Genomic DNA, 18,189 nt, shown 5'->3' on the forward strand with positions numbered 1-18,189 from the left:
AGGACGCGTCGGGTGCGCGGTCTGCTGCTCGGACTCGCACTCGGTGAGGCCCTGGCAACGGGCTCTCCCAGCCCTGCCGGGGCCAGCCAGCTGCGCAGCGGGGTTGGCACGCAGCTCACCCTCTTCACCGTCGAGGGGTTGATCCGGGCGTCCGTGCGGCAGCGCAGCAAGGGCATTTGCCACCCGCCGAGCGTCGTCTGGCACGCGCTCGTGCGGTGGGCGTACGGCCAGGGCATTCCGGCGCCGAAGCTGTACGCCAACTGGGCGTCCGACGCGGGGGATGCCTGGCCCGACGGGTGGCTGGCCGCCGTTTCGGCGCTGCACGAGCGGCGCGGTTCCGCACCGGCCACCGTGGCGGCGTTGCAGGGTGGGACGCAAGGAACCCGGCAACGGCCTGCGACGCAAAGCGAGGGCTACCACGGACTCATTCGCGCGCTCCCGGTCGGTGCGCTCGGGGTCGACCCGCACGCGACGTTCGAGCTCGCGGCTGACGTTGCGGCCCTCACCCACGGCAAACCGAGGGGCCACATTGCGGCCGCCGACGGGGCCTTGATCGCCGCCGCTTTGCTCTCCGCGCGGGACCTTCAAGAAGGCATCGCGCAGGCGCTCGGTGCGATCGCCGCGGTCGACCGCGATTCGCACAGCGTGAATCTGTACGCGCAGGCGGCGGTCGACGGACAGCGGGAGCCGGCAGACGCTGCTGTGCTGAAGCGGCACGGTGTCGACCGCACCGCCCAGGGCACCCTGCGAGCTGCGGTGTACGTGGCGAGCTCATATTCCGGGTCGGGACAGGTCGCGGAGGCGCTGCGCGTCGCGGCTTCGGCGGCCGGCCCGGGCGTCGCGATGGTCACCGGCGCTCTGCTCGGAGCCCTACACGGGGTGGATGTGCTGCCGGTGGACGTGGTCAGTCGTCTGGAGCTGGCGTGGGCCACCGACACGCTGGCCCGAGACCTGGTCGCCGAGTTCTCGGGGGCGCCTGGTGGGCACGAGACGCTGACGGAGACGAGGCCAGGGGAGTACCAGGTCACCTGGCTCGAACGCGACGATTCCGGCTGGTGGGAGCGCTATCCGGGATGGTGACTGTGAAGCGCCCGGCTTTGGCGTGACCGAGCACCCGCCGGTCATCTCGCCTCGTGAATTGCAGTCGCCGCCACGCGTCTCTGGGCGCGTGATGACTCGCGGCGACATGCGGTCGGGGGCCACGCGCGGTGTGGCACAGGGGAAGTGGCCCGACCTGTTGAGCCGGCGCATTCAGTGACGGTGGCCCGTCCGCGCAGTGGCTGCATCGTTCGGGTCGGCGACGGCGTCATGCACCCGGCGGGAACGAGCCATGCCTGTCGGAGGGCGGTTCCCGTCTGTCCGAGGCTCGCCGGGCCGGGTGAGGTCAGGTCAGCTCAGATAGTCAACCTCCACGGCGGCCTGCTCCCAGCTGAGCCGGTCGTCCCAGTTCGGCTCCGGCGGGAGGGCCCAGTAGGAGATGTCGCTGTTGTAGCTCCAGCGGCCGGTGCCGCGGCCCGGCCGGAAGAGCACGCTGCCCGTGCGGCTGAGCTCGCCGAGGGTGCGGGCGAGGTAGGCCGACGCGGTGTACTGCGACGGCGCGAGGTTGGTGTGGCCGTACCGCCGGACAAGCTGGCGGAAGTCCTCGGGATGGGCCTGGGCGTAGGCACGTTCGACCAGGCCGTACTCGACCCATTGCCCGGGGTAGGAGTTGAGCGCAGCGGGCAGCTCCAAGTGCAGGCCGAGTTCGGCGGCCAGCCCGCTGACGCCGGCCGCGTGGGGTGGCTCAGGGACGAAGGACCAGGTCCAGGGCCCCGGCCGGGGATGGCCTTGCCGGCGGCACTCGAACACCTCGGTCTTGGCCTCGTCGTGCAGCCGCGTGCCGTGGATTCCTTCGTCGGCGTGGAAGGGACAGACGTGGATTGTCATCACCATCTCCTTAAGGGTTCCGTCGACGCCGCTGAGGACGGCCGGGGATCGGGGCCTACTTGGTCCTCCGGATGCATCTGCGGGTCACGGCGCGATGCGGGCACTTGGGCTTCGCGGCGGGGCGCGTCCGACATGCTGCAGGACGGAACGTCGGGAGCCTGGGACCAGTCGTTGGGCGCCAGGGGTGTCGGGGGCAAGTGACACCTCTCCCGCGGACGTCGTCGCGGCGCTCCACGAGGCTGCTGCGATCGATGCCGGCTGCCAGAGCCCGTGATGAGCCGCACAGTCGCTTGGCGGCAGCCAGGCGGGGCGCGCCCACCGTCGACGGCCAGGCGGCGGCGCGTGCCGGGGACCCCCGGTGGGGGAGACCACCTGGCTCGCAGTCTCGATCGCGCAAGTCGGTGCTTACCGGGCGTGGAGAGTCTGGGCAACCCTGGGACTCCGGGGCTCCGTAGACTCCCACTTGCCTCGAAATCGTGACCATGTGCCTACAGAGAGTAAGTACACAGTACGTTAGCCGACAGGCATGTTGACGTCGCACCCTCAGGAGCAACGAACACCCGATGAAGGCTGACTCGCCCCACTGGAAAGTGATGGGCCCGCCCGCGACGCCGGAGGAAGCCGCCGCGCTCGAGGCATTCCGCGAGGTTCTCTCCGAAGACGGTCGCACCACGGCGTGGGTCAACCTGACCTTCATCGACACGAACAACCGCACCGCCGAGGTTGACGTCCTCCTGCTGACACCGGTCGGTCTCTTCTGCGTCGAGCTCAAAGGCTGGCACGGAACCATCACCGGTAATTCGCAGCGCTGGCATCAGCCCGGCAAGACGCACCCGAACCCTTTCGTGGTCACCGACCGCAAGGCCAAGCGTCTCGCGTCGCTGCTCAAGTCGTACGCGTCGGGCGAGCAGATGGAACGGGCTGTGCCTTGGGTCAATGCGCTCATCGTCATGCACGGTCAGGGATCCACGTTCGACGTCGACTCCTCTGGTCGTGCCGGTGTCCTGAAGCTCGATACCTACGAAGTCACGTCCAAGCCTCCGCTGCAGCGGTTGAGCGAGTTCCTGGCGACGCCCCCGGCGAATCCGAGGGATGCGATCGACCCGCAGCGTGCTCAGCTCGTGCGCCGCCTGTGCGACAAGGCAGACTTCCGTCCAACGCCGAAGACGCGGATGGTCGGCGACTTCGCGGTGGCTGAGTCCGACCCAGTGGCCGAGGGCGTCGACTGGCAGGACGTCGTTGTCACGCACCCCAACCTGCCCAAGATCAAGCAACGACTCCGCCTGTACGACGTGCCGCCCAAGGCATCGGCGTCGGAACGCAAGCGCATCGAGCAGCTCGCACAGCGCGAGTACCAGTTGACGTTCGGCATCCGCCATGAGGGCATCGCGGTGCCCCAGCAGTTCTTGGTGACCGACGACGGTCCCGCTCTCGTGTTCGAGTACCAGGACGCTGAGCGGCCGCTCGACGCGTTCCTCGCCGACGAGGGCGTCAGCCTCACGCTCGACGATCGCGTCGCGATGGTTGAGCAGCTCGGGGACATCCTCCGGTTTGCGCACAACCGTCATCTCTTCCACCGGGCCCTCTCTCCTCACCGGGTGTGGGTGCGTCGTGCATCGGGTGCGCCCCGCCTCGAGGTGCGCGACTGGTACTCGGCGCAGAAAGACCGTGAAACGGCCTCCTCGACGCGTTGGACCGTGATCAGCCGTGGCGTGACAGATCTGCTCGGGGTCGCGGGGGCGGACGACCTGGTGTGGCTTGCCCCCGAAGCGCGCCATTCGCTCACCGACGTCCCAGGCGCGCCGTTGGACGTCTTCGGATTCGGCGCCCTCGCCTTTCTCATCCTCACGGGCAAGGCGCCGGCGACGACGATCGCCGAGGTCCAGGCGCTCCAGGAGCGAGCCGGTCGCTTCGATCCCCGCGCGGTGACAGCAGCCCTGCCGGACGGCCTGGCCGAGGTCGTATGCGACTTGACCGCCGTCGCCGAGGCCGATCGACCCGCCTCGGTGGAAGACGCGCTGGCGCTGTTCCGGATGGCGTGGGATGAGGTGCGCCGACCCGACGAGCAGGCCCCGCCGGTCGAGATCGAGGATCCGCTCGACGCCCAGACCGCCGACATGATCAGCGGGCGGTTCCTTGTCGAGGGGCGTCGTGGCGAGGGGTCGTCGGGCGTTGCCTTCGCCGTTCTGGATGGCGACACGCCGGACGACAAGGAGCTGATCCTCAAGGTCGCGCGCGACGAGGCTGCCGGACGCCGACTCGACGTCGAGGCAGAGGTCCTCGCCGGGCTTGACCATCCGCGCATCGTCCGGTTCGTCGAGGCGCTCGAGCTCGGTGGCCGACGTGTCCTGCTCATGTCCGATGCAGGCAAGGAAACCCTCGCGACACGCCTCGTCAAGGAGGGCCAGTCGACCCTGGAGCAATTGCAGCGCTGGGGCACCGACCTGCTGGAAGCCATGGCCTACCTGGTCGACGTCAAGGGCGTCTTCCATCGGGATATCAAGCCCGCGAACCTCGGGATCGCGCCCGACCCGCAATACCGCAAGCCTCACCTGACCCTGTTCGACTTCTCACTGGCCCGCGAGGCACTTGAGAATGTCACGTCGGGAACGCCGGGGTACCTCGACCCGTACCTGGGCAAGGGGCGCCGCACCCGCTACGACCGGGCAGCCGAGCTCTGGGCCGTCTCGGCGACGCTGTTCGAGATGGCAACCGGCGTGCTGCCCTGGTGGCCCAATGGTGCAAGCGCCCCCGCCAATGCAACCGACCGTCCGGTGGTAGAGCCAACCTCCTTCGATCCCGCCGTCGGCGCTCCTCTCACCGAACTGTTCCGCAAGGCACTGTCGCCGGATGTCAAGGAGCGGTTCGGGAATGTCGAGGACCTGCTGCGCGCCTGGGGCGACGTCTTCGCAAGCCTCGCCCTGGACGCCGACGCTCGGCAGAAGGACGACGAGCTCGCCTCAAAGGTGACTCTGGAGACCCCGTTGGAGCAGTCCGGCCTGTCGGCGCACGCACTCTCGGCGCTGCGCCGACTGGACGGCGTCGTCACGGTGGGCGATGTCCTCGGCGTGCATCCGGTCAAAATCAACGGCATCCGGGGCTTGGGGGAGAAGTACCGCAAGGAAATCCAGGGGCGCATCACCCAGTGGCGCACCGCCTTGCGCCCCACGGAAGCTCCTCCGGGCCTCGAGGTCGCGCTCGGCGTAGATCGCGTGGTCGAGAACTTGCTCGAGATGCTTCCTCCCGCGGACCAGCCGCTCGCACGGGGCCTTCTCGCTCTTGGCGACGGCGCCCCGTGGCCGACGGTCGCCGAGATCGCGGCGAGCTTCCAGGTGGACCGCGGACGCGTCAGCAGCATGCTCGAGGATGCCGTTGCCGAATGGTCGAAGAACAAGCCGTTCTGCGCCGCGCGCGGCGAGCTGATCGGCATCCTGGCAAGTGCCGGACGCGTCATGACGGTTCCTGAGGCGGTCGCCGCTCTCGTGACCCTGCGCGGCTCCACGCTCAACGGCACCGAACGCGCGACGTACGGCACGGCGCTTGTGCGAGCCGTCCTCGAGCTCGATGCCCGCGAGATGCATCCTGCCTTTGCCTTGCGCCGCCGTGCGGCGGCGAGGGGCGACCTCCTCATGCTGACCAAGAACGCAGCCGTCGAGGACGACGGTGACTCAGTCCCACCCGCGGACCTGCTCGCTGACCTGGCGGGCGAACTCGGCAGCCGGGCCGACGACTTGGTCGTCAGTGGCGTCGTCACGGCTAGCACGGCCGTCACCAAGCTCCGCGAGGTGGTTAGGCAGCTCGACGGCGCCGGTCAGTGGCAGGTGACCGACCCGCGCTTGGTGCGTCTGGCTGCGGCCGTGAGTCAGACGGCGGCCGTGTCCGGCTTCCAGGAGCTGTACCCGCGCGCGTTGCCTGTGAAGGTGGCGTTGGAGCACGCGATTCGTGGGAAGCCGGGGCGCACCATCAGTCGATCAGCGGTGCAGCGGACCCTCAGTGCTCGGTTCCCGCACCTGGCCGAGCCACTGCCGAAGAGCGGTCGGCTCGACGCACTCATGCGCGAGCTGTACCCCGAACTGGTCAACCGGAATGGGATCTACGCCCCCAAGAGCACGGCGCTGTACAGCACGGGCACGGTCTCGAAAACCCACTTCGCGCCCACCCCTGCTGCCGAGGTGGCGCGCAAGCTCGCTGACTCGCTCACCCGGCGTTCTGCGCTCACTCTCACCGTGGCGCCCAAGCGGTACGTGGCCGCCTCCAAGACGCTCGCCTCGAAGTTCGACATCGATGTGCTCGATGTCGCTGCAGTTGTCGTTTCCGCGACCAAAGAGCAGATCGAGATGGCAGGTGGCATGTGGAGCGGTCTGCTCGGCTATGACGCCCTGGACCGGGAAAGCAAGCAGTGGAAGGCACTTGAAGGGGTCGTCCAGAGGTCGGTCGAACCAGTCTGGACCGAACGCCTCGGCTCGCACCGACCGCTGCTGTTGACAAACGCCGGCCCGCTGGTGCGCTACGGCATGACGTCCTTACTTGCGACGCTGCTCGACACAGGCACCAAGAGGCCGGCCGCACGCTGGCTGCTCGTTGCCAAGGCCGGCGACGCTCGCGCCCCGCTCCTGGAAGGTCGGTCGGTACCCCTAGGGCCAAGTGGCTGGATTGATCTCCCCCGTGACCTGGCCCAGCTCGCCGACGATGAGAGCCCTGAACTCAAGCGCACCACTTCTGGAGACCCTGCATGATCGACTCTTCTGCCCTCCTCGCCGACCTGAAGGTCCAGCTACGGGTCCTGCAGGCGGACCTCAAGGAGCGCGCGGACGACCCCGCCACCACGTGGGGCGGCGCCCTCAAGCGGGACTACGCCGAAGCGCTGCGGCGTGAGCGCACTGGTCTGTCATGGAGCGTGTGGCGGGACAACGAGGTCGATCAGGCGGCAGTGGCTTGGATCGTGGCGACGACGTTCGTTCGGTTCTGCGAGGACAACGACCTGCTGGCGGGGGCCACTCTGGACGGCTTGCCTGTTGCTGTGGGCTGGATCGCCGGACCTGGTGACCGCACCGTCCGGGCGCGGGAGAACCAAACCGCCTACTTCCGGGTGAACACCAGCCACCACGACCGCGACTGGCTCCAGCAGTCCTTCCGCGTGCTGGCCACTCAGCCTGCCGGAGCGGCTCTCGTCGACCCAAAGCACAACCCGATCTGGACGGCCGAGATCAGCGCCGAGTCCGCGAAGGGCCTGGTCGACTTCTGGCGGCGTACGGACGACGGCGGCGCGCTGGTGCATGACTTCACCGACCCAGACCTGGGCACCCGCTTCCTCGGAGACCTCTACCAGGACCTGTCCGAGCACGCGAAGAAGACCTATGCGCTGTTGCAGACGCCGGTATTCGTCGAGGAGTTCATCCTCGACAGAACGCTGACACCTGCGATCGCCGAGTTCGGCATAGACGGGCTGAAGCTCATCGACCCGACCTGCGGATCCGGCCACTTCCTGTTGGGCGCGTTCGAGCGCCTCAATCGGCAGTGGGCCGTCGAGGCGCCAGGGATGGATCCCAAGCAACGCGTGCGTCAGGCGATGGAGTCAATCCACGGGGTCGACCTCAACCCGTTCGCTGTCGCGATCGCCCGCTTCCGCCTAACTGTTGCTGGCATCCTCGCCGCGGGGGAGAAGTCGCTGGTCGGTGTGGAGGAGCTTGGATTTCGCCTGGCCATCGGTGACTCGCTACTTGGCGAGCAGGGAGTGGCCGAAGGGCTCTTTGGCGACGACCCATACACCTATGCCACCGAGGACCTCCGCGAGTACGGCGCCATCCTCAAGCCAGGCAGCTACCACGTGGTTGTTGGCAACCCGCCCTACATCACGGTCAAGGACAAGAAGCTCAACGAGGTTTACCGAACGGCCTATTCGACGGCCTCTGGCAAGTACGCACTGTCTGTGCCTTTTATGGAGCTGTTCTTCCGCCTCGCATTCAAGGGAGGATCGGGGCAGGGTGCGGGGCACGTCGGACAGATTACGTCAAACTCGTTCATGAAACGTGAATTCGGCAAGAAGCTCATCGAGGACCTCTTCGCGGGACGCCACCTCGGTAATCCTGTCGATCTGACACAGGTGATCGATACTTCGGGCGCTTACATCCCGGGGCATGGCACGCCGACCGTCATCCTCGTCGGACGGAGACGCCGGCCCGTCGCGAGAGCGGTTCGGGCAGTTCTCGGTGTTCGTGGCGAGCCCGGCACGCCAGGGAACCCAGCAAAGGGCCTTGTGTGGACGGAAATCGTCGAGCACGTTGATGAGGCAGACTTCAACGGCGCGTACGTCAGCGTCACTGACCTTCAGCGCGAGGTCTTGTCCACGCATCCATGGTCACTAACCGGCGGTGGCGCAGCGGATCTAAAAATGCTGGTAGAGCGTGCGAACGGTCGGACGTTGAGCGATCTCAATGTCGACATCGGCATGACCGATCTGACTGGAGAAGACGATGTCTACGTCCTTCCACAGCAGGTCACGCGTCGTCTCGCGTGGGAAGAGTGGAGCCCGGTGCTCGTAGAGGGGGACCAAGTCCGCGACTATTCGATCGCGGCGACGGACCACAGTGTGCTGCCAAACAGGATCAACGGTCAACTGCTGGAGCCCTCGATTCCACTCGCGCGTTGGTTCTGGCGATACCGAGCCAATCTCTCAAGTCGCCTCTACTTCGGGCAGCGTCCCGAAGAGCGTGGCAAGCGGTGGTTCGACCACGCGATGTTTTTCGCATCGCGTCATCGATCTGCTCTGGCGCTCTCGTTCGCGGAAGTGGCCACGCACAATCACTTCGTGCTCGACCGAGGTGGGAAGGTATTCAAGCAAACAGCGCCCGTGATTAAGATGCCGGATGGATCAACTGAGGCGCAGTACGTCGAGTTGATGGGCCTGCTAAATAGCTCCGTGGCGTGTTTCTGGCTCAAGCAGGTAGCGCACAACAAGGGTTCGACGGTTGACTCCAACGGCGCCCGTCAGACGACGGTCCCCTGGGAGGACTTCTACCAGTTCAATGGCACCAAGGTGAGACAGTTTCCGCTGCCGCCGGAGCTCCCAAGGGAGCGAGGGACAGTCATCGACGATCTAGCACAGGCACTCGTACGTGTGACGCCTCGTGCAGTGGTCGCCGATTGGGGAAGGGCCGGTATTCCGAGGGTCCTCGTGGGTGCGCTGGCTCGGGCTCATGAGGAGTGGTCGAGGTTGCGTGAACGTCTCGTTTTCGAGCAGGAGGAGCTCGACTGGGAGACCTACGCGCTCTATGGCCTCGTGGACGAGCCGATGACCTATGAGGGTTCGTCGGTTGACGCGATCCGCCTTGGGCAGCGCCCCTTCGAGGTCGCGTTAGCGCGACGTATCGAGGGTGGCGAAGAGGGCGCTGCCTGGTTCGAGCGGCATGGCTCGACCCCGACGTATGCATTGCCGACGGAGTGGCCTGAGGACTATCGGGCCCTCGTGGAGAAGCGGCTTGCGCTTATGGCGTCGGACCGGAGCATTGGGCTGCTCGAGCGTCCAGAGTACAAGCGTCGGTGGGCGATTGCTCCATGGGGCAAGCAGCTCCGGGAGGCGCTGGAGACGGCGATTCTGGACCGTCTTGAGGACGCGGAGCTGTGGCGTGACCACCAAGGGCCCAGCACGCGCTCAGTGGTGCAGCTCGCTGATCTACTGCGTAACGATGAGCTCCTGAATGAATTGGCACGCGAGCTGGCCGGCAACCAAGAACCAGATCTCGTGGCAGTGATCGGCTCCCTGGCGCTGACCGAAGCGGTGCCCTATCTCGCTGCCTATCGGTACAAGCTTTCGGGGCTGGAAAAGTTCCGTGAGTGGCAGGGGGTCTGGGAACTTCAGCGACGCGAGGATTCCGGGGAGAAGGTCACGATCCAGGTTCCGCCGAGGTATTCGACGCCAGACTTCCAGAAGGCCGAGTACTGGAAGGCGCGCGGCAAGCTGGACGTGCCCAAGGAGCGTTTCGTGCTCTATCCGGGGGTCGGCCGCGAAGGCGACAAGAGCCCCGTCCTTGGTTGGGCAGGCTGGAACCACCGCGATCAGGCGGTCGCGCTGGTCCGCGAGGTTATGAACCAGCAGGCCCTCGGCGTCCCGCTCGAAGCGCTCGTACCCCTGATTGCTGGGCTCGTCGAGCTGGAGCCGTGGCTGCACCAGTGGCACACCGAGCTTGAACCGGAGTTCGGATCCAGCGCGGCGCGAGCAGTCACCAGCCAGATCGACCAATTCCTGGCGCAGCTACAGATGACGCGCGACGACGTGAACGCGTGGCGTCCGCCGGCGGCAGCGCGAGGGCGACGCCCCCAGGCTTGATAGCGCCCTCCAGACGCCGAAGTCGATGCAACCCGAGATACCTGATGATCGGAAGTTCGCACTGATGAGCACCCCCACCGCAGGCAACCTGGCGATGTTGCTGCGCGACGCGATCCACGTACCAGAGGCCGTCCACGACGACGACTTCGTCATGCGCATCCATGAGGGCGTCCCTGCCGCCGAGCAGACCCTCAAGGACTACGTCGTCACGGAGAAGATCGCCGAAGCATTCGACGAGGGCCTCACCCTGGTGAACTCGGCCCTCACTCGGGGCAACGCCAAAGGCGCGTTCATCCACGGCTCATTCGGTGCAGGTAAGTCGCACTACATGGCGGTACTGCACCTGCTGCTCACCGGAAATCGACACGCGCGAGCGCTTGAAGGGCTACAGGCCGTTGTCGCCGAGCATGCAGATGTCTTGTCTCGGAAGTTCTTAGCCGTCGACTACCACCTCATCGGCGCGGAATCCTTCGAGGCCGCCTTGTTCTCGGGGTACATCAACACCGTCAAGGCGAAGCACCCGGAGGCAGCCGCCCCGGTCCTCCACCAGAGCGACCTGCTGTTCCAGAACGCCCAAGATCTGCGCGCGCAGATCGGCAACGAGCTCTTCTTCTCGAAATTTGCTGCCGACTTCGATCCCGTGCTCGGCGGCCTGAGCGCGGGCGGCCTGACTGCAGCCGACCTCGATGCTGCCGCTGACGGCACCGCCAGCGAGCGCGACCGGCAAGCGGTGGCGGCCACGTTGGTGGAGACGTACTTCCCGGCCTACACCTCCACGTCATCCTGGCTGCCCATCGATCAGGGGCTTCGCATCTTGACCGCCCACGCCAAGGGTCTGGGGTACGACGGCCTGGTCCTGTTCCTCGATGAACTCGTGCTGTGGCTGGCCAACCACCTGCGGGACTCGGCGTTCATCCAGAACGAGACGTCGAAGGTCGCCAAGCTCGTCGAGACCGGCTCGGGGCAGATGGCCATCCCGATGATCTCGTTCGTCGCCCGGCAACGAGCACTGAAGGAGTTCCTCGGCGGCGGCAACGTCGGCGCCGAGCAGGTCGCGCTCGAGGACTCGTTCCAGTGGTGGGAAGACCGTTTCGACAAGATCACCCTTGCAGCTGCCGACCTTCCGGAGATCGTCAACAAGCGCCTGCTTACCCCGACGTCGGACACAGGCAAGACAGCCCTGGCCACTGCCGTCGCCCGCGTACGGGCGAACCCGACGGACTGGAAACACCTGCTCACGGATGCGGCAGGGTCGGGCGCCGTCGACTTCGAGAAGGTGTACCCGTTCTCGCCGGCGCTGGTAGATGCAATGGTCGCGCTGTCAGCCATCATGCAGCGCGAGCGCACCGCGCTGAAGATCATGAGCGAGCTGCTATACCGCGGGCGCGACGAGCTGACCGTCGGAGACGTGATCCCGGTCGGCGATCTTTTCGACGTCGTCGTCCTCGGAGATGCCAAGCCGCTGACCGAGGACATGGTCAAGGTTTTCGAGGCGGCCGCCTCGTTCTACCGGGGCAAGATGCGCCCCTACCTGCTGGAGAGACACCACGTCAGCGAAGCCGACGCTCGAAGCCTCGGCCGCAGCCACCCTTTCCGCCGTGAGGACCGGCTGGCCAAGACCCTTCTCGTGGCGGCGATCGCGCCAGGAGCCACCTCGCTGAAGGATCTGACCGCCTCCAAGCTCGCAGCGCTGAACTTCGGCAGCGTCGTGTCGATGTTCGGCGGGAACGTGTCCGCCCAGGTCGTCACCTTGGCCACCGAGTGGCAAGCCAAGTTCTCCGAGGTCACTGTCGGCTCGACCGCAGACCCGGTCATCACGCTGCAGTTGTCCGGTGTCGACTTCGACGCGATCCTCGCGCACGTCACCCAAGAGGACTCCTACGCGAACCGACGCAGGCTCATCCGTGACGCTCTCGTGGGGGAGATTGAGGCTGTCACCACAGGGTCGTACGCCGCTGACTACACGCTCGACCACGTCTGGCGGGGCCAGAAGCGAACGGTCGACGTCGTGTTCGGCAACATCCGGGACAAGGCTGCCCTTCCGGTGGAGGCGCTGAAGGCGGCCGACGGGCGGTGGAAGCTCGTCGTCGACTTCCCGTTCGACGACCTTGAGGATCGTGGACCGTCGGACGACGTGACGCGGATCTTCGAGCTCAAGCAGGACGGCGTCGTTTCGGACACCATCGCCTGGGTGCCGCACTTCCTGACGGCGCAGCGCATGGAGGACGTGGGCAAGCTCGTCCAGCTCGAGTACCTGCTGACGGGGGAGCGCTTCGAGCAGTACGCCGCCAGCCTGCCGGTCGATCACCGCGAGCCGGCCCGGCAACAGCTGACCAGCCAGCGCAACTCCCTGCGCAACCAACTCGCCGCTTACTTGCGCCAGGCCTACGGCGTTGACGCCAGAAACGAGGAGAACCTCGGGAGCTTCGTCGCCGGCACCAACTTCGTCACCTTGGCCGACGGGTTCACGCCGACGCAGCCCTCGGCCGCAACGTTGCGTGACGCCGTCGTGGGCGTGCTTGGCTCCGCGTTGACCGCTCGCTTCCCCAAGCACCCCGAGATCGAGCGGGGCGCCGAGGAGGTCCGCCGGTCGGAGCTGAACTCCGTGCTCGAGCTGGCGCGCAGGGCCGCGGACGCCGGTGGTCGTCTGGCCGATGTGGAGCGAGCAACCGGGAGCCGGGTGCGGCGCGTGGTGACCGCCTACGGCGTCGGCGCACTGCGGGAGACCACCTACGCGCTGGATGCCCAGCACTTCGCGTTCTTCGACGAGTTCACGCGCGCGGCTGGCGCCGGGGACGTGACGGTCGGGGCGCTGCGGGGCGTACTGCTCGAGCGAGGCATGACGACCGACACCATGGACTTGTTGGTCCTGGCGTGGGCGAAGATCGCCGACCGCGAGTGGTACCGCGCCGGCGCCCGCACGTCTGAGCCAGGTATCGGTTCGCTGGCTCCGGAGATGCTGCTGCGCGAGCCCGTGCTGCCCTCCGAGAAGGAGTGGCAGCTCGCGCTCACCCGCGCCAAGGCGCTGTTCGGCGTGGGGGCCGACGAGTACCACCTGTCCACCGCCGCCGTCCAGCGCGTCGGCGACGCGGTTCTTGCCAATGCGCGCCAGCTGCTCCGCACGACGACGGACGTCGTGGCGGAGCTGACCGCGCATCGCGAGACTCTGGGGCTGGAGGAGACCTCGCCGCGTTGGCAGACGTCGTCCCGCGGTCGGGACCTGATTGACGTGATCGTCAGGGCCGATGGTCCGGTGGCAACGATCGAGGCGCTTGCCCAGTTTGGTCTCCCCGCCGAGGCCCAGCCCATCGGCCGCTCTATCGCTGCATCCGGTGACGTCGTCGCCGCTCTCCGGGGGGCGAACTGGAGCCTGATCGACCGGCTGCCTACGCTGGGTGGCGATCGCGCGGCGCGAGCGCTCACCGCGCTGCGCGAAGTCGCGCGACAGGCCGAACTGCACGCGCCGCTCAAGCCCGCGCTGGACACCGCGGCGAACGAGGCACTCGAGATCATCGCCGTCGATCCGGATGAGGTCGAGCGTCGTCGTCGGGAGGAGGAAGCGCGCCTCGAGGCGGCGGAGGAGGCTCGTCGACTGCGCGAGGAGGCCCAACGCAGGGCCGCCGAAGAGCGGGCAGCGCGGGAGGCCGAATACGCGAGGCAGCAAGATGAGATCGAGGCCAAGCGACGGGAGCAGGCCGAACGCGACGCGGAGATCGCCCGGCAGAAGGCCGAGCTCGACCGCATCCGCCTGGAGCTTGAAGAGCGTGAACGAGCCCGGCTATCGGAGAAGAGTCAGATCGTCTCGCGCGCCGTCGAGATTCAGGAGATCGGACAGACGATCGTCAAGGAGCTGGCCAACCCGGTGGAAGGCAAGACGCTCAGGGTCAGCTGGAGGTGGGAGTGACGAGCGCCCCAACCGAGGCGACCCGCACCGTCGCCGTCTCCGAGGCGCTCGTGCGCTCGCGCGCCGCCGAGCTCATCGCCAAGGGCGGCGACTCGCGCGTGCTCGTACTGCGCGCCCAACCGCGCTGGCCCGGTGGGGACTTGACGATCGACGGTCAGCACGTTCGAGTGGTCGAGGGCATCTCCCAGCTCGCCATCCTCGATGCCTACGCCGCCCAGGCCGAGGACGAGTACCTCGTGGTGCTCACTGACCGGCCACGCTCCGATCTCGGCGACACCGTGCTCGCTCGGGCCTACCGACAGCAGGTCGAAGACCCCGACGAGTGGGGAAGCGTGCCCTCGCTGTTCGGCGCAGCACGGGAAGTGAGCCGCGAGTTGCGCCGACTGGACTGGGCGGCCACCGCGCTGCTCGACCACGAGCCTGCGGAGGGATGGGCGCCGTCGACCGATCTCGCCGTGACCGCCGATCACGCGATCGGCGGCTTGCTCGCACACCTTCTCGAGATCAACCCGGGCGGCCTCGATGGCGTCACGATCCTCACCGCTCTGAGCAACGGATCCCGCTCGTCCTGGTCTGCGGTGAATGCGGCGCTTCAGGAACACCTGATCGGGTGGGCAGAGCAGCAGTACGGCACCGCCGCCGCGTTCGCGTTGCGCACGACCGGCGGCCCGGGCGGGCTCGTCAAACCTCTGGCGCTCGGACTGGCCATCGACGTCTTGTGGCCCGAACCTGCCGGAGACCTCACCGAGGCGCAGGTTGCGGCGCGTACCCGCTTGCTCGAGCGCTATGTGAGAGGCGGGTCTGTCACACCGCTGCAGGCGCGGGAGATCGCCGACGCGTCGGTGTCCGCGGTCCTTCGGCTGTCGAGGGAAGGCGATCCGGAGGGCCGGCTGGGCGTCGTCCTCGATCAGGCCGAGGCGCTGCTGCGCGACAACCTGGGCTGGCCGGCCGGCGCCGAGCGGTCGGTGATATTGCGCCCCGGGTTCACCGCGCGGCTTCGAAACCTCGGGCAGGCGCTCGACAACGGCTCAGGCGTCGAAGAGGCGCTTGCTGCGGTGCTCGACCATCGCGAGGCGCGGCTTGCGGAGCAGGACTTGGCACCGCGGATGGCCGTGCGGCTCTCCCGCTGGCTCGCGACGCCGGAGGCAGTGTCACACGGTCTTGGCCAGGACCTGCAGCGGCAGCTCGACGATGGCGCCTGGGTAGACGCTGCCCTCAGCGTGCTGTGGAGTGGTTCCTCCGACTCCGAGGTGGGCGCCGCTTACGGCCGGCTGATCGAGCGCGTGCACGCCCGGCGCCGTTCGCGCGATGAAGGGACTGCATCGCACCTGGCGGAGTCGACGATCGAACGTTCGCCTGCGGAGCGGCTGGGCAACGGGGTCCTCGGAATTGAGGACGTTCTTCGTGCAGTCGTCGACCCGTGGAGGTCCCAGGGCGGCGTGCTGCTGGTGGTCCTGGACGGCATGAGCGGCGCTGTCGCGGTCGACCTCGCCAGCGAGGTGGGGCGCTCCGGGCTCGTCGAATGGGTCCCGGCCGCCACCAAGCGTCGGCTCGCGGCAGTGGCCGCCCTGCCGTCGATGACCGGGGTGTCGAGAACGAGCTTGTTCTGCGGTGAAATCCGTAATGGGAACTCCGCGACGGAGAAGACTGGCCTCGCCGTGGCTTTCCCCGGTGCCCGCGTGTTCCACAAAGGCGAGTTGCGGGCCAGGGGAGGCGCTCAGCTCGCAGATGACGTGGCTGCCGCGATCTCCGATCCGGCCGTCCCTGTCGTCGGCGTGGTCATCAACGCTATCGACGACGCGACGCACAAGAACGAGCGAACTCAGCCGTGGACCATGGCGGATCTAGATCCGCTGCGGGCGCTGCTCAACGCGGCGTCGATTGCCGGCCGCGCCGTCGTGCTCACCTCCGACCACGGTCATGTCATCGAGCGGGACACCCAGATGCGTCCCGCGGTTCCGGGCGGAGACGCGCGCTGGCGGTCGGTGCCGTCTGGTCCCGTGCAGCAAGGCGAGGTGCTGGTACGCGGGCCGCGCGTCGCGCTCGACGACGGCCAGGTCGTCATGCTGTGGCGCGAGGACGTGAGGTACGGAGCAGCCCGGGCCGGCTACCACGGCGGTGCGTCGCTGGCCGAACTAACGGTGCCGGTGCTGCTGTACCAGCGGTCGTTGGCCCAGTCGGCACCTAACGGTTGGGAGCCGGCGCCTCCGCAGGCGCCAGCCTGGTGGAATGACCCGGTCGTCGGGGCCGAGGTCGTACCTGCGGCGGCGGCGCCGGTGAAGAAGACCCGTAAGGCTGCTGTAGTGGACAACGCTGCACCCACTCTCTTCGACGTCGGCTTTGGTTCAGCGGAGCTTGAGGTCGAGGTGCCTGCGAGCGGCTCACGCGATCTGGTGGTGCGGCTGCTTGCTTCTCCTGTCTATTCCGACCAACTCAGGCTGGCAGGTCGTGCCGCCGCTGGGGCTGGGTCACTGGTGGAGAACGTGCTGCGTGCACTCGTCGACCGTGGCGGGCGGGCGCACCAGGACACGGTGGCCTCGGCAGCGGGCCTGCCGTCCGCAGCTATCGGGCAGGGGCTCGCAGTCGTCAAGCGCGTCCTGAACGTCGAGGGGTACGACATCCTCTCCGTCGACAGTGACGGTGAGACCCTGCGGCTCGACCTCGAGCTGCTGAAGGATCAGTTCGAGGTGGCGTGATGACGGACGTTGCGATCAGCCCACGCCGGCGCAGGGAGATCATCGACGCTCTGCGCAGGGGCACGGTGCCGCAGCAAGGGCTTGATGTCATGGCGGTGGGGCTAGGCAAGTTCGAGACCTCGATCGATGACGAGCTCGATGCCGTCAAGCAAGGCGCAGCGCAGTTCAAGGCAGTGCGGGGCGACTACGGATCCGGCAAGACGTTCTTCTCTCGTTGGCTGACCGAACGGGCGAAGAAGAGGAACTTCGCGACGGCCGAGATCCAGATCTCCGAGACCGAGACACCGTTGTACAAGCTGGAGAAGGTGTATCGACGCATAGTTGAAAACCTTTCGACGCCAGGGGTTCCCACCGGCGCGTTGAGCGACGTCGTCGACGGGTGGCTGTACGTACTCGGACAAGACGTTCAGGCCGCCGGTCCTGTTGCATCCGCGGACGTCGAACGCCGTACTGACGAGCTCATGGAAAAGCGCCTCGCCGCGGTTTCGAAGGAGGCGCCCGCGTTCGCGATGGCACTCCGTGCGTACCGGCAGATGAGCTCGACCGGGCAGAACGCCGAAGCTGATGCGTTGCTGGCGTGGCTTGGGGGCCAGCCGCACGTCTCAGCCAGCGCTCGACGGTCTGCCGGCGTCCGAGGGGAACTCGACCACTTTGGCGCTCTGGGCTTTCTCCAAGGGCTGCTGACTGTCCTGCGTGACTCTGACTACGCGGGGCTCGTCCTCGTCCTGGATGAGGTCGAGACGCTCCAGCGCATGCGCTCCGACGTTCGCGAGAAGTCGCTCAATGCACTGCGCCAACTCATGGATGAGGTCGACAGTGGGCGGTTCCCGGGCTTGTACCTGCTGATGACCGGTACGCCCGCCTTCTACGACGGCCAGCAGGGCGTGCAGCGCCTTGCGCCGCTTGCCCAGCGACTGCAGACAGACTTCGCGACGGACGCTCGCTTCGACAACCCGCGCGCACCGCAGATCCGTCTGCAGGGGTTCACGAGCGAGTCGCTGGTTGAGCTCGGCAGTCGTGTTCGGGACATCTACGCCGCTGGGAGCGGTGACCCCGAGCGCATCCACGCCGTCGTCGACCACGCCTACATCTCCGACCTCGCCGGCGCAGTCACTGGAGAGTTGGGCGGCCGAACCGGAGTGGCGCCCCGTGTTTTCCTCAAGAAGCTCGTCGCCGACGTCCTTGACCGCGTGGACCAATTCCCGGACTTCGACCCGCGCAGGGACTACCAGCTCACCGTGAGCGTGTCCGAGTTGAGCGACGTCGAGCGCGAGGCGCAGACCAGGGGGAACCTGCGCGCCGCGTCCTCGGTCGACGACGTCGACCTCGGCTTCTAG

7 protein-coding genes are annotated in these 18,189 nt (G+C 67.2%); 6 read left to right on the top strand and 1 reads right to left on the bottom strand.

What is annotated here, in order from left to right; genetic code table 11:
* Nucleotides 1–12: 12 nt before the first annotated feature.
* A complete protein-coding gene (locus ACI796_RS03745) occupies nt 13–1,080 on the top strand; it encodes an ADP-ribosylglycohydrolase family protein (protein WP_456939925.1) in 1,068 nt (355 codons plus the stop codon).
* A gap of 309 nt (nt 1,081–1,389) precedes the next feature.
* Here the strand turns inward: ACI796_RS03745 and ACI796_RS03750 are convergent, their stop codons facing one another.
* Entirely contained in the window at nt 1,390–1,929 is a 540-nt protein-coding gene (locus ACI796_RS03750) for an OST-HTH/LOTUS domain-containing protein (RefSeq protein WP_456939926.1), read from the bottom strand.
* A 560-nt stretch (nt 1,930–2,489) separates the two neighbouring features.
* On the opposite strand from ACI796_RS03750, the gene pglW reads away from it, so the two are divergent.
* The 5 genes from pglW (at nt 2,490) to brxD (ending at nt 18,189) form a co-directional block, all read left to right on the top strand.
* Nucleotides 2,490–6,662 (top strand): BREX system serine/threonine kinase PglW, encoded by a 4,173-nt coding sequence (gene pglW / locus ACI796_RS03755; RefSeq protein ID WP_456939927.1) that lies wholly within the window; start codon nt 2,490–2,492, stop codon nt 6,660–6,662.
* On the top strand, nt 6,659–10,252 hold the full coding sequence (gene pglX, locus ACI796_RS03760; protein WP_456939928.1) for a BREX-2 system adenine-specific DNA-methyltransferase PglX: 3,594 nt from the start codon (nt 6,659–6,661) through the stop codon (nt 10,250–10,252). The genes pglW and pglX overlap by 4 nt, the downstream gene beginning before the upstream one ends.
* A gap of 64 nt (nt 10,253–10,316) precedes the next feature.
* A complete protein-coding gene (locus ACI796_RS03765; RefSeq protein ID WP_456939929.1) occupies nt 10,317–14,156 on the top strand; it encodes a DUF6079 family protein in 3,840 nt (1,279 codons plus the stop codon).
* A complete protein-coding gene (gene pglZ, locus ACI796_RS03770; protein WP_456939930.1) occupies nt 14,153–16,852 on the top strand; it encodes a BREX-2 system phosphatase PglZ in 2,700 nt (899 codons plus the stop codon). Before ACI796_RS03765 ends, pglZ begins: the two co-directional genes overlap by 4 nt.
* Nucleotides 16,852–18,189, top strand: coding sequence for a BREX system ATP-binding protein BrxD (brxD, locus tag ACI796_RS03775; RefSeq protein WP_456939931.1), 1,338 nt, complete (start codon nt 16,852–16,854; stop codon nt 18,187–18,189). Before pglZ ends, brxD begins: the two co-directional genes overlap by 1 nt.

Source organism: Geodermatophilus sp. SYSU D00525, assembly GCF_054050475.1.

What these genes read in the sequence shown, in the direction of transcription:
- pglW (WP_456939927.1), top strand. Translation starts at nt 2,490, where the DNA reads ATGAAGGCTGACTCGCCCCACTGGAAAGTGATGGGCCCGCCCGCGACG.
- pglX (WP_456939928.1), top strand. Translation starts at nt 6,659, where the DNA reads ATGATCGACTCTTCTGCCCTCCTCGCCGACCTGAAGGTCCAGCTACGG.
- ACI796_RS03765 (WP_456939929.1), top strand. Translation starts at nt 10,317, where the DNA reads ATGAGCACCCCCACCGCAGGCAACCTGGCGATGTTGCTGCGCGACGCG.
- brxD (WP_456939931.1), top strand. Translation starts at nt 16,852, where the DNA reads ATGACGGACGTTGCGATCAGCCCACGCCGGCGCAGGGAGATCATCGAC.